The sequence below is a fragment of the Roseateles sp. GW821-FHT09G09 genome (genome assembly GCF_059415965.1).
The window spans coordinates 38889-54255 of record NZ_JBWKOG010000013.1 but is presented as its reverse complement, the minus strand read 5'-3'; the positions used below and the strand labels follow the sequence as shown (position 1 = coordinate 54255).

Here is a 15367-nt window from a genome sequence, read left to right as displayed (position 1 = left end):
CGCATGACTGAATCGTCACCGCCGCCAAGCGACGCGGGTGCACCGCCGCTGGAAATCCTGCTGCTGGAGGATTCGACCTTCGACGCCGAGTTGCTGCTCGCGTCGCTGGAGACGACGCATCCGCGCGCGCGGGTGACCTGGGTGAAGGACGAGCCGCAACTGCTCGGGGCGCTGGAGACCCAGCGCTTCGACCTGATCCTGTCCGACTACCAGTTGCCGGGCTTCACCGGCGCGGAAGCGCTGACGCTGGCGCAGCGGCTGGCGGCGGGCACGCCGTTCATCTTCGTGTCGGGCGTGATCGGCGAGGAGAACACGGTGGAGCTGCTCAAGCGCGGCGCCACCGACTACGTCATGAAAGGCCGGCTGACGCGGCTGCCGGTCGCGATCGACCGCGCGCTGCGCGAGGTGCGCCAGCGCGAGGCGCAGATCCAGGTCGAAGCGCAGCTGCGCGAGGCCGACGCGCTGTATGCGCGGGTGGTCGATTCGCTGCAGGACCATGCGGTGATCCTGCTGGACACCGAGGGCCGCATCCGCGACTGGAACCGCGCGGCGGGCACGATCTTCGGCCACGCGCTGGACGCCGTGCGCGGCATGTCCGCGGAGATCCTGCTGACGCCGGAGGACCGCGCGGCGGGCGTGCTGGAGAACGAGCTGGCGCTGGCGCTCACGCAGGGCGCGGCGCGCGACGACCGCTGGCTGATGCGTCAGGACGGCACGCGGCTGCGCGCCGAAGGCGTCGTGACGCCGCTGTTCAGCGCGTCGGGCGTCACGACCGGCTTCTCCAAGATCATCAAGGACTCGACGCCGGCCTACGAGGCGCAGCAGGCGCTGCGTCAGGGCAAGGAAGAGGCGGAGCGCGCCAACGAGCTCAAGGACCAGTTCCTCGCGGTGCTCTCGCACGAGCTGCGCTCGCCGCTGAGCGCGATCACGGGCTGGGCGGACATCCTGACCAACTTCTCCGACGCGCATCCGCTGCTGGGCAAGGCCGCGGCGGTGATCCGGCGCAACGCGCAGCTGCAGGCACGGATGATCAACGACCTGCTCGACATGAGCGCGGTGGTCGCGGGCAAGCTGATGCTGCAGACGATGCCGATGGACCTGGCGGCGCTGGCCGCCGACTCGGTGCTGGGTGCGCTGCACGAGGCGCAGGGCAAGGGCGTCGCGCTGAACTGCCATGCGACGCAGCCGGTGTGGATCCCCGGCGACGCGCAGCGCCTGTCGCAGGTGCTCACGAACCTGATCGGCAACGCCATCAAGTTCACCGAGAGCGGCGGCAGCGTCGACGTGCACGTCGAGGTCGAAGACGGCTGCGCGCTGCTGCGCGTGCGGGACACGGGGCGCGGCATCTCGCCGGAGTTCCTGCCCTTCGTCTTCGACCGGCTGCGGCAGGAGGACGGCTCGAAGACGCGCAAGGTGGGCGGCCTGGGCCTGGGCCTGGCGATCGCGCGCGCGATCGCGCAGCTGCACCAGGGCCGCATCAGCGCCGAGAGCCCGGGACCGGGCGGCGGCTCGGTCTTCGAGCTGCGCCTGCCGCTGCTGAAGGACCAGGCGCCGCCGCCGCCGCCCTGCGCGGAGCCGGTCGACCTGTCGGAAGACACGCTGTCGGGCGTGCGGGTGCTGCTCGTCGACGACGAGGAGGACGCGCGCGAGGTCGGCCAGGTGGCGCTGAGCCGCCTGGGCGCGAAGGTCAGCGTGGCGACGAGCGCGGCGGAGGTGTTGTCGCGGCTCGAGGACGGTGAAGAGCGCTACGACCTGCTGGTGTCCGACATCGGGATGCCGGAGATGGACGGGCGCTCGCTGATCCGCGCGGTGCGTCGGTTGCCGGGAGGCAGTCCCGAGCAATTGCCGGCCGTGGCGCTGACGGCATTCGCGATGGTGGCCGATCGCCAGGAAGGGCTGTCCGCCGGGTTCCAGGGCTATGTCGCGAAACCGATCGAATTGGCGGCGCTCACGCGCGCGATCCAGGTCGCGCTGGGACGCAAGGCGGGCGCGGACTGAGGGAGTGCGTCATCGAGCGTGGCGGCCAGGACATCGCGCAGGATGTCGGGAAAGAGACGCAGCTCAAACGCTGACCGCCCGCAGATCCGCCCGGCGCCGCGCGATCCGCATTAGGTAAATACCCTCGGAAGCGGGACATCGCACTTGAACCGACCTGCCGCGCTCGTTACCATCCGGTGAAAATGGTACCGGTACCAATCCGAGTGCCTTGAGGGCTGCAGGCGGTGAGGGCCGCCTGGGCCCGGACACCCAACCCGCCCCCGACAGGCCAGCCGGCGCAGACCGGCCCTCGACACGATCCGGAGACAACATGCAGTTATCCCTCTCCTCCTCGGCCGCGTCCGGCATCGGGCGCACGCGCTTCGGCGTGCTGGCGATGATCTTCGCCGTGACCGTCCTGAACTATGCGGACCGCGCCACCGTCGGCGTCGCCGGCCCCGTCCTGTCCAAGGAACTGGGCATCGACGCGGTCCAGATGGGCTTCATCTTCTCGGCCTTCAGCTGGTCCTATGTGCTGGGCCAGTTGCCCGGCGGCTGGCTGCTCGACAAGTTCGGCGCCAAGCAGGTCTACGCCTGGAGCATCCTGCTGTGGTCGCTGTTCACGATGCTGCAGGGCAGCGTGCACCACATGGGCATGGACGCGATGCTGTTCGGCCTGCCGCTGGCGGTGTCCTCGCTGTTCCTGATGCGGCTGATGGTCGGCCTGGCCGAGTCGCCCTCCTTCCCCGCCAACGGCCGCATGGTGGCCGCGTGGTTCCCGGTGAAGGAACGCGGCACGGCATCGGCGATCTTCAACTCCGCGCAGTACTTCGCCACCGTGCTGTTCGCGCCCATCATGGCGTGGATCGTGCACGCGATCGGCTGGTCCGAGGTCTTCTACTTCATGGGCGCGCTGGGCATCTTGATGAGCGTCGTGTGGATGCGCACCATGCACAACAGCCCCGCCGAGCACCCGACCATCACAGCCGCCGAGCGCGAGCACATCGAGTCCGGTGGCGCGCTGCTGTCGGGCGACGGCAAGGCGAAGGAATCATCGGGCCCCAAGCTCGGCTACCTCAAGCAGCTGCTGGGCAACCGCATGCTGATGGGCGTCTACATCGCGCAGTACTGCGTGAACGTGCTCACCTATTTCTTCCTCACCTGGTTCCCGATCTACCTGGTCAAGGAACGCGGCATGTCGCTGCTCAATGCGGGCATCGTCGCGGCGCTGCCGGCGATCTGCGGCTTCGCCGGCGGCGTGCTGGGCGGCGTGATCTCGGACTGGCTGCTGCGCCGCGGGCATTCGCTGACCTTCGCCCGCAAGCTGCCGATCGTGGTCGGCATGCTGCTGTCGACGTCGATGATCGCGTGCAACTACGTGGGCATCGAGGCCGTCGTCGTCGGCATCATGGCGCTGGCCTTCTTCGGCAAGGGCCTGGGCGCGCTGGGCTGGGCGGTCGTGTCGGACACCTCGCCCAAGGAGATCGCCGGCCTGTCGGGCGCGCTCTTCAACACCTTCGGCAACGTCGCCGGCATCGTGACGCCGATCGTGATCGGCTACATCGTGCAGACGACGCGATCGTTCAACGGCGCGCTGGTTTTCGTCGGCGCGCACGCCCTGATCGCGGTGGCGAGCTACCTGCTGATCGTCGGCGAGATCAAGCGCGTCGAGTTGAAGCCCGTCTGAACGACCCAGGACACGACCATGATCACCTCCCCGCTGACCATCCAGATGCACGAGGCCGACAACGTCGCCATCGTCGCCAACGACGGCGGACTGCCCGAGGGCACGGTGCTGCCTTCCGGGCTGGTGCTGCGCAACGCGGTGCCGCAGGGCCACAAGGTCGCGCTGGTCGACCTGCCGGCCGACACGGCGGTGCGGCGCTACAACGTCCCGATCGGCTACGCGCTGCAGGACATCCCCGCCGGCAGCTGGGTGCACGAGCGCCTGCTGCGCATGCCGCCGGCGCGCGAGCTCGAGGGCCTGCCGATGGCCACGGTGAAGGCGCCGGTGCAGGCGCCGCTGGAGGGCTACACCTTCGAGGGCTTCCGCAACGCGGACGGCTCGGTGGGCACGCGCAACATCCTGGCGATCACGCAGACGGTGCAATGCGTGGCGGGGGTGGTCGAGTTCGCGGTCGACCGCATCAAGCGCGAGCTGCTGCCGAAGTACCCGAACGTCGACGACGTCGTCGGCCTGGCGCACACCTACGGCTGCGGCGTCGCGATCGACGCGCCGGACGCGGTGATCCCGATCCGCACGGTGCGCAACATCAGCCTCAACCCGAACTTCGGCGGCGAGGTGATGGTCGTCAGCCTGGGCTGCGAGAAGCTGCAGCCCGAGCGGCTGATGCCGCCGGGCGTGATCCCGATCACCGATCAGCGCGGTGAAGCCATCGCGCCGGAGGCGCTCGACGTCGTCTGCCTGCAGGACGCGAAGCACGTCGGCTTCATGTCGATGATCGACTCGGTGATGACGCAGGCGGCCTTCCACCTGGAGCGCTTGAACCGGCGCCAGCGCGTGACGGTGCCGGCGTCGGAGCTGGTGGTCGGCGTGCAGTGCGGCGGCAGCGACGCGTTCTCGGGCGTGACCGCGAACCCGACCGTGGGCTTCTGCGCCGACCTGCTGGTGCGCGCGGGCGCGACGGTGATGTTCAGCGAGAACACCGAGGTCCGCGACGGCATCGCGCAACTGACCTCGCGCGCGAGCTCGCCGGAGGTGGCCGAGGCGATGGTGCGCGAGATGGCCTGGTATGACGCCTACCTCGAGCGTGGCAGCGTCGACCGCAGCGCCAACACGACGCCGGGCAACAAGAAGGGCGGGCTGTCCAACATCGTCGAGAAGGCGATGGGCTCGATCGTCAAGAGCGGCAGCTCGGCGATCTCGGGCGTGCTGTCGCCGGGCAGCAAGCTAACGCGCGAGCAGCGCGGGCTGATCTACGCGGCGACGCCGGCCAGCGACTTCATCTGCGGCACGCTGCAGCTGGCCGCGGGAATGAACCTGCACGTCTTCACGACGGGCCGCGGCACGCCCTACGGCCTGGCGGAATGCCCGGTCATCAAGGTCGCGACGCGCAGCGACCTGGCGCGCCGCTGGCACGACCTGATGGACATCAACGCCGGCCAGATCGCCGACGGCGAGAAGTCCATCCAGGAAATGGGCTGGGAGATGTTCCGGCTGATGCTGGACGTGGCCTCGGGCCGCAAGACCTGGGCGGAGCAGCACAAGCTCGCGAACGCGCTGGTGCTGTTCAATCCGGCGCCGGTGACTTGAAGAAAATTCTTCCTCTCCCGCTTGGGGAGGAGCTACTGCCGAGGACCGGCCGCCTATCCCAGCGCCGTCACCAGTTCCGCCGCCGCCGTCAGCAGGATCGTGTCCGACCGCAGGGGTGGAGACGGGTCCACCGGCACCCACAGCGGCTGCCGGCGCCAGCCCAGGCGTCGCAGGCGGAAGCCCGCCCGCACGAGCGCCGCGACCACGCGCGGCAATTCGCTCCGCAGCGCCGTCAGCACGTGCTCCTGCTCGGCCAGGACAGTGAGCGACAAGGCCGCGCGCGTGCCCTGCAGCTGCAGACCGACCGCCTCGCCGCGCCAGCGCAGCAGCAGGCTCAGCGCGGGCTCGTCACCGCCCGGCGGCGACGCGGCGGGCGCATGCAATGCATCGTTGCGACGGGCCGGCGAGCCCGCAGCGCACGGCAGTCCCGCGACATCGTCCGCATCACACCCTTTGCGTCCTTCGCGCCCTTCGCGCCGAACCCAGTAGGCAAGCGGCAGCAGCCAGAGCGGCTCACCACCCGGTCCCACGGGCACCTGGCCGTGCGCCAGCGCCAGCGTCCAGGCCGACACCAGCCCGGCCGGCGTGCGCGTCGGCGGCGCCTCGACGATCGCCGTCAACAGCTGCCGGCGCCATAACGCCAGGTCCACCCGCAAGGCGGACAGCTGGCCCCAGGCGCTGGGCATCGCCCCATCGCCACGCCCCCCGGACGCGGTGGCCGCCCCGACGTTGGCGGGATCCCGCCGGCGCTCGATCACTTCGAGTTCCATCCTCGGCACCACCGATCGCACGCGCAGCAGCACCTGGTCGCCCGGCAGCAGGTCGTCCAGCGGCGGCTCGATCAGCGTCATGATCTCGCCGCTGTCGAGCGACTCCAGCCGCCATCCGGATCCGCCACCGCCGCGGTCACCGCCGCCGGACAGACGCAGCACGGCGCCGGGCATCAGGCCGCCGGCATCGCGCAGCGTCGCCTGGAGCCGCCCGGTGGGGCGGATGGCGCTGACGCCGCCGACCTGGCCCGCATTCGAAGTCGATCCCGCCATGTGCCCCCCGCCTCGTTCTGCCGTCCGGTGCCGCTGGAAAAGGAAAGGGCCGGACGTTGTCGTCCAGCCCTCGCGTCGATGTCGTCGGGCGCGCCGCGCGGCGCGCCCCGCGGTCATCAGCCCAGCAGCGACATGACCAGGCCGGACATGCTGTTGCTCTGCTTGAGCATCGCCGTGCCCGACTGCATCAGCATCTGCTTGGTCGTCATCGTCGACGATTCGGCCGCGTAGTCCGTGTCCATGATCCGGCCCTTGGCGGCGGCCGTGTTGGTGCTCATGTTCTGCAGGTTGTTGTAGACGTGGTCCAGGCGGTTGGCCGCGGCGCCGAAGGAGGCGCGCAGTTCACCGACCTTGTCGATCGCGCCGCCGATGGTCGTCAGCAGCGTGTTCGTCGTGGCCGACAGTTCGGTACCGGCGGCCGGCGTGGCAGCGTACTGCGTCGACACGGTGCCCAGCGCGGTCGTCAGGGCGGTCAGCTGCGTGCTGACGTCCACCGACATCGATTCACCGGCGGAGGCGCCGATCTGGAAGCTCATCGCGGCGGACATCTTGCCCAGCGTGCCGTCGATGGTCGTGCCGTCCGAGAACAGCTGCGTGCCGCCGAAGGACGTGTTCTTGACGATGTTGGTCAGTTCGGTGCCGAGCGCGTCGTACTCGCCCTGCATCGCGGTCTTGTCGGTCGCGGTCGAGGAGGCCGAGAAGGCTTCCGTGGCCAGGTCCTTCATGCGCAGCAGGATGTTGCTGACTTCGTTCAGCGCGCCTTCGCCGGTCTGCAACATCGAGATGCCGTTCTGCGTGTTGCGCTGGGCCACGGCCATGCCGCGGGTCTGGGCGTCCAGACGCGTGGCGATCTGCAGGCCGGCGGCATCGTCCATCGCGGAGTTGACGCGGAAGCCGGTGCCCAGACGGGTCATCGACGTGGCCAGGCTCTTCTGCGTCGAGCTCAGCGAGTTCTGGGTCGACAGGGCCGAAGCATTGGTGTGCAGGCTCAACATGGTGTTCGCTCCTAGAGAGTGTGGGCAAGCGCCGGGGCGCTTCGTTGATCGAAGGGCTTGAGCTGCCCTCCCACTCACAGGACGACCGGGGGGTCCGGGGACTTAAATGCGAGCTTGAAAAAACTTCTACCTCACCTCGTACATGTAGCGCCGCGTGAGCGGCACCGGGGCCGGGCCACCATCCCGCTTGCTGGCCAGGATCTGGTACAGGCCCAGCTCACCCGTTTCGAACTCGAGCGCCGAGGCCGCCATGTACAGCCGCCAGATCCGGTAATGCGCCTCGTCCACGTACTGCAGCGCCTGGTCGTGGCCCTCCTCCAGCTTCGCGACCCAGGCGCGCAGCGTCTTCGCGTAATGCATGCGCAAGGCCTCGACATCCTGGAGCTCGAACTGCTGCTGTTCCATCACCCGCATCACGTTGCTCGCCCGGTCCAGCTCGCCGTCCGGGAACACGTAGCGGTTGATGAACTTGGACGACAGCGCCTGCCCCCATCCGTCCTCCTCATGGGTGATGCCATGGTTGAGGAACAGCCCCGCCGGCTTGAGCAGGCGGTTCACGCTCGCGAAATAGGTCGGCAGGTTCTTCAGGCCGACGTGCTCGAACATGCCGACGCTGGAGATCTTGTCGAACTGCCCCGTCATGTCACGGTAGTCGCACAGGCGCACCTCCACCTGCCCCTGCAGCCCGGCCGCGGCGATGCGCTCCCGGGCCAGCGCCAGCTGACGTTCCGACAGCGTGATGCCGGTGGCCTTCACGCCGTAATGACGCGCCGCATGCATCACCAGGGCGCCCCAGCCGCAGCCGATGTCCAGCAGCGCCTCGCCCGGCTGCAGCCGCAGCTTGCGGCAGATGTGGTCCAGCTTGGACCACTGCGCCTGCGCCAGCGAGGTGTCGTCCGTCTCGTAGTAGGCGCAGGAATAGACCATCGCCGGGTCCAGCCACAACGCATAGAAGTCGTTGGACAGGTCGTAATGGAAGGCGATGGCGGCCTTGTTCTCGGCGCGGGTGTGGCGGCGCACGCCGTCGGCGCGCAGCTCCGCGTCGGTCGCCGGCGGGATCGGCGCCAGCAGGCGCACGGCCAGGCGCAGGCGGTCGCTCCAGGACAGCGTCAACGCCGGCAGGTGGTCCCTGAGCTGCAGCGCGGTGAAGAAGTCGCCTTCGACGTCGATCTGGCCGGTGAAATAAGCCTCGGCGAAGCGCAGCGGGTCGCGGCCGAGCAGCAGGCGCCGCAGCGCGGTGGGATCGTTCAGGACCAGCGTGAACTCGGCCGGCTGGTGCGCCTGCCGGCCCAGTCGCGTCGCCCAGTGCCCCAAGCGCAGGCCCATGCTGCCCGGATAGGCCGAGAACAGGCGCTGCAGCAGCGTGAGACCGGCGGGCGGCAGCGGCGGCGCGCCGGCGGCCTCGGGGATCGACTCGACCGCCGGGGACGCGGCGCTCGACGTCGGCGACAACAGTTCCTGATCCATGGATTCCTCGTCCGCAAAGCCACGAAAGCATGTTGGTCGGAAGCGCCTCGGGGTCAGTTCTTGTCCGTTCCTGTCAGATCGTGTCGGCCCGGGTGCTGGCGGCCTGGAAGCCCTCGGAAGATATTAGCCAATGCCCCACGCCCCGCCCGGACTGGGGGCATTGGCGCAATCCGCGTGCCCGTCCCTCCTACCGGGTGGGGAGACGGGCCTCCGGACGGAGGACGTTGCGCCCTCGCACAAGCTCGCCCGAAGGAGTCATCACAAGGCCGCCGCCCGAGGCCACAATCAGCCCCGATACCCGCTACGTCATCCCCGAAGAGAAACCGTCCCGCCTCCTCGACCGCCAGGAGCGCGCCAGGACCCCACGCCAAGGAGTCAGCCATGCCCCATGCATTCGCCAACACCGTCGCCAGCTTCAAGACCGCGTCCGGCAAGAGCGGCCAGTACTACTCGCTGCCCGAGCTGGCCAAGCGCTTCCCCAACGTGAACCAGCTGCCGGTCTCGATCCGGCTGGTGCTCGAGTCGGTGCTGCGCAACTGCGACGGCAAGCGCGTGACCGCGGAGCATGTCGAGCAGCTCGCCAACTGGCAGCCCAACGCGTCCCGCAACGAGGAGATCCCCTTCGTCGTCGCCCGCGTGGTGCTGCAGGACTTCACCGGCGTGCCGCTGCTGGCCGACCTGGCCGCGATGCGCAACGTCGCCGAGGCCCAGGGCAAGGATCCCAAGACGATCGAGCCGCTGGTGCCGGTCGACCTGGTCGTCGACCACTCGATCATGATCGACCACTTCGGCAGTCCCAAGGCGCTGGACCTGAACATGAAGCTCGAGTTCGAGCGCAACCGCGAGCGCTACGAGTTCATGAAGTGGGGCATGCAGGCCTTCGACACCTTCGGCGTCGTCCCGCCCGGCTTCGGCATCGTCCACCAGGTCAACCTCGAGTACCTCGCCCGCGGCGTGCACAAGACGGGCAGCGGCAAGGACACCGTGTACTACCCCGACACGCTGGTCGGCACCGACAGCCACACGACGATGATCAACGGCGTCGGCGTGGTGGGCTGGGGCGTCGGCGGCATCGAGGCGGAGGCCGGCATGCTCGGCCAGCCGGTCTACTTCCTGACGCCGGACGTCGTCGGTTTCGAACTGTCGGGCCGCCTGCGCGAGGGCGTCACCGCCACCGACCTGGTGCTGACCGTCACCGAGATCCTGCGCAAGGCCAAGGTGGTCGGCAAGTTCGTCGAGTTCTTCGGCGAGGGCACGGCCTCGCTGTCCGTCCCGGACCGCGCCACCATCGGCAACATGGCGCCCGAGTACGGCGCGACGATGGGCTTCTTCCCCGTCGACGAGCGCACGATCGACTACTTCAAGGGCACCGGCCGCACGGCCGACGAGATCGAGGCCTTCGAGAGCTACTTCCGCGCGCAGGGCCTGTTCGGCGTCCCCAAGGCGGGCGACATCCGCTTCAGCCAGGTGGTCTCGCTGGACCTGGGCACGGTCGTGCCCTCGCTGGCCGGCCCCAAGCGCCCGCAGGACCGCATCGTCATCACCGACCTGGCCAAGACCTTCGCCTCGCTGTATTCCAAGCCGATCGCGGAGAACGGGTTCAACCAGCCGGTCGACAAGCTGCCCAAGGCCTTCCCGCTCGGCGGGTCTCAGAAAGGCCTGGAGATCTTCAACGGCGACGTGCTGATCGCCGCGATCACGTCCTGCACCAACACGTCCAACCCGAGCGTGATGCTCGCGGCCGGCCTGCTGGCCAAGAAGGCGGTCGAGGCCGGCCTGACGGTCCAGCCGCACATCAAGACCTCGCTGGCGCCGGGTTCGCGCATCGTCACCGAGTACCTGCAGAACGCCGGCCTGCTGCCCTACCTGGAGAAGCTGGGCTTCTCCGTGGCCGCCTACGGCTGCACGACCTGCATCGGCAACGCCGGCGACCTGACGCCCGAGATCAACGAGGCCATCACCGGCAACGACCTCATCTGCGCCGCGGTGCTGTCGGGCAACCGCAACTTCGAAGCCCGCATCCACCCCAACATCAAGGCCAACTTCCTGGCCAGCCCGCCGCTGGTGGTCGCGTATGCCATCGCCGGCAACGTGACGCGCGACCTGATGACCGACCCGGTCGGCCTGGGGACCGGCGGCAAGCCGGTGTACCTGGGCGACATCTGGCCCACGAGCGACGAGATCCACGCCCTGTTGAAGCTCGCGCTCAACCCCGACGCGTTCCGCGCCAACTACGGCAAGGTCAAGGCCGAGCCCGGCAAGCTGTGGGAGCGGATCAAGGGTAGCGCCGGCCAGGTCTACGGCTGGCCCAAGAGCACCTACATCGCGCAGCCGCCCTTCTTCGGCAAGTTCACGCAGATCCCCGAAGCGCAGGAAGTCGGCGTCAAGGGCGCGCGGATCATGGCGCTGTTCGGCGACTCGATCACCACCGACCACATCTCCCCGGCCGGCGCCATCAAGGAGGTCTCGCCCGCCGGCGCCTACCTGAAGGAACAAGGCGTGCTCAAGGCCGACTTCAACAGCTACGGTTCGCGCCGCGGCAACCATGAAGTCATGATGCGCGGCACCTTCGCCAACGTCCGGATCAAGAACCTGATGATCCCGGCCAAGCCCGACGGCGCACGCGAGGAAGGCGGCCTGACGCTGTTCCAACCGGGCGGCGAGAAGATGTTCATCTACGACGCCGCGATGCGCTACATCGCCGCCGGCACCCCGACGGTGATCTTCGCCGGCGAGGAGTACGGCACCGGCTCCAGCCGCGACTGGGCGGCCAAGGGCACGCAGCTGCTGGGCATCGGCGCGGTCGTGGCCAAGAGCTTCGAGCGCATCCACCGCTCCAACCTGGTCGGCATGGGCGTGCTGCCGCTGCAGTTCCGTCCGGGCGACTCGTGGGAGTCGCTGGGCCTGAAGGGCGACGAGGTCATCGACATCCAACTCGGCAGCGAGATCAAGCCGCAATCCGAAGCGACGCTGGTGATCCGGGCCGCCGACGGTGGCGTGCCGGAGCGCCGCATCCCGCTGATCCTGCGCATCGACACCCCCATCGAGGTGGAGTACTACCGCCACGGCGGCATCCTGCCCTACGTGCTGCGCCAGTTGCTGGCGGCGTGATGCTGGCCGCGTGATGGGCCGCGGACCGGACGGCCACCGCCCGGTCGCGCGCGCTGATCCGCCCCTGAAGGAAAACCTCGGGTCCGCTGTCGAAATCGGCTGATCCCGAACGTCATGAGGGTGAGACGAGCCAGTCGCCGATGCGTCGACTGGCGGGTCCACCCTCTTCCATTTTCAGGACTGCATCAGGAGATCGACATGCGATTCATGGTCATCGTCAAGGCGGACGAACGCAGCGAAGCGGGCGAGATGCCCAGCACCGAACTGCTTGCCGCGATGGGCGCCTACAACGAGGAGCTGGTCAAGGCCGGCGTGATGCTGGCCGGCGAGGGCCTGCACCCGACGAGCAAGGGGGCGCGGGTGCGTTTTTCCGGCAAGGAGCGCAAGGTCATCGACGGTCCGTTCGCCGAGACGAAGGAGCTGGTCGCCGGCTACTGGATCTGGCAATGCGCATCCCTGGAAGAGGCGATCGAATGGGTCAAGAAGTGCCCCAACCCGCAGATGGGCGACTCGGACATCGAGATCCGCCGGATCTTCGAAGCCGAGGACTTCGGCGAGGCGTACACGCCCGAACTGCGTGAGCAGGAAGATCGCCTGCGCGCCCAGATCGAGCAGCAGCAGTAAGGCGAAAAGGCAGAAACCCGCCAAACGAAAGCCCCACCCCGCACGCCACGCCCTCACGATGGAGGACGTCAGCGGCTGCGAGTGGGGCCGGAATGCTGCAGGGGGTTCCCGGAGGGATGCCCCCTGCTGCGTGGAGAGCCCGCGCTTGGCCGCACGGGGTTGGGCGGTCTCCCGGACGCGCCCGCCCTCTCCCTCAACGCACGATCACTTCCCCGCCGGCGGCGTGGTGGTGGTGGTGGTCGCAGGCTTCTTCGCCGCCGGCTTCGCGGCCGCCTTCGGCGCTGCCTTCGCAGGCGCCGCGGCCTGATCGACTTCCTTGGAAGCCGCCGTCGAACCGCCCGACACACCCAGCCGACCGCCAGCGCCCAGGCCGCCCTTCACCTGCTGCGCCTTGTAGTTGCGCAGCGCCTTCACCATCTGGTTGTACGAATCCGCAAACGCCGTGACGACGACCTTGCCCGCCGGCGTCTTGCCATACGCGCCGCCGGCGATCGCGGCGTTGCCGAAGAAGCTGGCGCCGCCGAAGCCGAAGTCGAAGTTCTTGGCCGTGCCTTCCGCAGCCGAGATCTGCACGCCGGAGCGGTTGTCGACCAGCAGCAGCGTCGTCGACGCCTCGTTCTGGCTGACGTTGGCCGCCACCGCGGTCAACAGGCCGATCGCGCCGGTCCCGATGCCGCCGCCGCCGCCGCCGGTCTTGCCGGAGAACTGGATCTCGGGGCTCATCGTGTAGTCGGCGGCGACCATCTGGCCCTGGCCGAAGTTGCTGCCGGCGCGCGTTTCACCCGACTGCATCAGGGCGCGCTCGCGCTCCATGTTGGCGAAGGCCTTGCCGCGCTCGACGATCACGAAGCAATTGGACTGCTGCACCATCAGGCGCAGCACCGGCACGGTCGATCCCAGCTGGCGCTCGCGCAGCTGCGACCACCACGGCGCGTTGTTGTCCTCGAAGATCGTCAGCGTGCCCAGCGTCTCGTCGCAATGCTCGAGCTGGCTGTTCTTGTTCTCGGCGGTCGCGCCGCCGGCGGCGCCGGAGACGGTGCCCTTGTTCTCGCCCATCGTCGGCGCGGTGGCCAGGCAGCCGGCCAGCAACAGCGGGGACAGCATCAGGGCGGACTTCAGCACCGCGCTGGACGACGGAACAAGGCGGGGAACAAGGCGAAGGGTGGCAAGCATGGAATCCTCCAGGTTTTCTAACGACGTCTGGAACGACGTCTCACAACGAGCGACGACAAGGACGCGGGTGACGAGGGAAGCGCTCCGACCGGATCGGACCGGACGGCGCCAGGGAAATCAAGCGCTGGGCGGCGACGGTCAGTCCAGGGGCGTGGCCGGCGCGACGCCGTAATAGCCGCCGACCGGCTGGCCATGCGGATTGCCGATCCAGATGCTGGTGCCGAAGACATCGCTGCAGCCGCCCCAGGCGATCTCGAACGCGCGCGCCTCTTCGTTGCGGGTCTGCGCGTAGACGGACACGGTGGAGTCCGAGGGACCGATGGTGTAGCAGACCCGCGCCCAGACCGGACGCGGCGACGACGAGACGACCGAGGCTGCGCCTTCGGCGTCGCCGTTGGAGGCCTTGGCCACCCATTTCGTACCGCGGGACGGCCCCGGGTTGTAGCTGAACACGTAGGGCACCTGGGCGACCGCCGCGAGCGACGCGGCGAGCAATCCGGCAACCATCAGGCCTCTGGCCATCATTCGTTTTCCCCTTGCCTGTGTACCGAAATCAAACGATTTCAAAGGAATGTCGCGGATTGTTAGACGTCGCTTTTGAAAAAGCGAGGCCCCCATCGTGGTGGATTGCCCGGAACCGGGACGGGTGAACCCGGATCGATGACCATCGTCATCCTGCCTGTTCCACAGGCCGCACGTTCCGGGGCTGTCGGACACCGGACGGCAAGACCCGTCCCCCGCATCGCGAGCATCGGCGCGGGTTGCGGCGAAGCGGCGCGAAGGCCGATGCCATCGGCGTGGCGCTCGCGGCGGGGGATTGCGGGGGGTTGCGGGGCGCGGTCGGCGCGCCCGTCGCGGTCAGCCCGACGCGTTGGCGCGCGGGCGCCACTCGCCGTGGCGATGACTTAGGTCATCTGGTGTTGTAGGGATGGCGAATCCAGGGGCTTCGACTATGCGTCGGCCCTCGTCGCGTCCCTACGTCCCGTCCCTTCATCCCGGCCTTGTCGGCGGCTAGACGTCGAGGTCCAGGCCCCGCTCCTGCGCGAAGAGTTTCAGCGCCGGCATCAGCGCGCCGATCTTCTCGGCGACGGCATCGCGGACGGTGTCCACCATCACCTGTGTCTGGCGTTCGATCTCGATGTGCAGCGACGCGCCCTCGCCCTTGTCGGCGAAGGTCGTCATGCGCAGTGTCTCGGGGATCAGCCAGACCTCGAACCAGCCCGAGCCGTCGGCGTGGCGGCCGGCCTCGGCCACCGTCAGGCTGGCGCCGTTCACGGCGATGTAGCCCTTGGCGAAGATGTAGCGCATCCACGGCGCCGGAACGGCGATGCGGATCACGTGGTTGTTGGCGGGGCGGCGGATTGCTTCCACCGTCGCCATGAAGTCGACGTGGCCCGACAGCGGATGGCCGCCGATCTCGGCACCCTCCTTCGCGGCGCGCTCGACGTTGAGCCGGCCGCCGACGCCGAGCTGCCCCAGCGCCGTCAGGTTCAGGCTTTGCAGCATCACGTCGAAGTCCGCTCCGTGATCCCCCTTCAGGGCGGTCACCGTCAGGCACACGCCGTCGCAGGCGACGGACGCGCCGATCTCCAGGTCCTGGCAGAAGCCCTCGGGGAAGTCGAGGGTGAAGCTGCGCAGCCCCTCCTTGTCGGTGATGGCGGCGACCTGCGCGATGCCTTGAACGATGCCGGTGAACATGGCGG

General features: G+C 68.8%; 11 protein-coding genes. 5 read left to right on the top strand and 6 right to left on the bottom strand.

Features of this window, described 5'->3' with window-relative positions; translation table 11 throughout:
• Positions 1-3 precede the first annotated feature (3 nt).
• From AC07O8_RS25815 to garD, 3 genes are all read left to right on the top strand, one after another.
• Positions 4-1998, top strand: coding sequence for an ATP-binding response regulator (locus tag AC07O8_RS25815; protein ID WP_495050788.1), 1995 nt, complete (start codon positions 4-6; stop codon positions 1996-1998).
• A gap of 310 nt (positions 1999-2308) precedes the next feature.
• Positions 2309-3664 (top strand): MFS transporter, encoded by a 1356-nt coding sequence (locus AC07O8_RS25810; RefSeq protein WP_495050787.1) that lies wholly within the window; start codon positions 2309-2311, stop codon positions 3662-3664.
• 18 nt (positions 3665-3682) lie between these two features.
• Complete coding sequence (gene garD, locus AC07O8_RS25805) at positions 3683-5251, top strand: galactarate dehydratase (protein ID WP_495050786.1); 1569 nt, start codon at positions 3683-3685, stop codon at positions 5249-5251.
• Positions 5252-5304: 53 nt separating this feature from the next.
• Here the strand turns inward: garD and AC07O8_RS25800 are convergent, their stop codons facing one another.
• The 3 genes from AC07O8_RS25800 to AC07O8_RS25790 all read right to left on the bottom strand — a co-directional run bounded on the left by AC07O8_RS25800 (position 5305) and on the right by AC07O8_RS25790 (position 8756).
• The gene (locus AC07O8_RS25800) at positions 5305-6294 is read right to left on the bottom strand and encodes a hypothetical protein (RefSeq protein WP_495050785.1); all 990 of its coding nucleotides are present in this window, start codon (positions 6292-6294) and stop codon (positions 5305-5307) included.
• Between the two features lie 116 nt (positions 6295-6410).
• Positions 6411-7289 (bottom strand): flagellin N-terminal helical domain-containing protein, encoded by an 879-nt coding sequence (locus tag AC07O8_RS25795; RefSeq protein ID WP_431104533.1) that lies wholly within the window; start codon positions 7287-7289, stop codon positions 6411-6413.
• A gap of 126 nt (positions 7290-7415) precedes the next feature.
• Positions 7416-8756, bottom strand: a complete 1341-nt coding sequence (locus AC07O8_RS25790) for a class I SAM-dependent methyltransferase (protein ID WP_495050784.1) — start codon at positions 8754-8756, stop codon at positions 7416-7418.
• Between the two features lie 381 nt (positions 8757-9137).
• Between AC07O8_RS25790 and acnA the strand changes: the two genes are divergently transcribed.
• The gene (gene acnA, locus AC07O8_RS25785; protein ID WP_495050783.1) at positions 9138-11867 is read left to right on the top strand and encodes an aconitate hydratase AcnA; all 2730 of its coding nucleotides are present in this window, start codon (positions 9138-9140) and stop codon (positions 11865-11867) included.
• A gap of 198 nt (positions 11868-12065) precedes the next feature.
• The gene (locus tag AC07O8_RS25780) at positions 12066-12491 is read left to right on the top strand and encodes a YciI family protein (protein ID WP_495050782.1); all 426 of its coding nucleotides are present in this window, start codon (positions 12066-12068) and stop codon (positions 12489-12491) included.
• Between the two features lie 204 nt (positions 12492-12695).
• On the opposite strand, the gene AC07O8_RS25775 is transcribed toward AC07O8_RS25780, so the two are convergent.
• From AC07O8_RS25775 to AC07O8_RS25765, 3 genes are all read right to left on the bottom strand, one after another.
• Complete coding sequence (locus AC07O8_RS25775; protein WP_495050781.1) at positions 12696-13664, bottom strand: CsgG/HfaB family protein; 969 nt, start codon at positions 13662-13664, stop codon at positions 12696-12698.
• Between the two features lie 138 nt (positions 13665-13802).
• Positions 13803-14189: a hypothetical protein gene (locus AC07O8_RS25770; RefSeq protein ID WP_495050780.1), complete on the bottom strand. Its 387-nt coding sequence runs from the start codon at positions 14187-14189 to the stop codon at positions 13803-13805.
• A gap of 486 nt (positions 14190-14675) precedes the next feature.
• A complete protein-coding gene (locus AC07O8_RS25765; protein WP_495050779.1) occupies positions 14676-15362 on the bottom strand; it encodes a riboflavin synthase subunit alpha in 687 nt (228 codons plus the stop codon).
• Positions 15363-15367 lie beyond the last annotated feature (5 nt).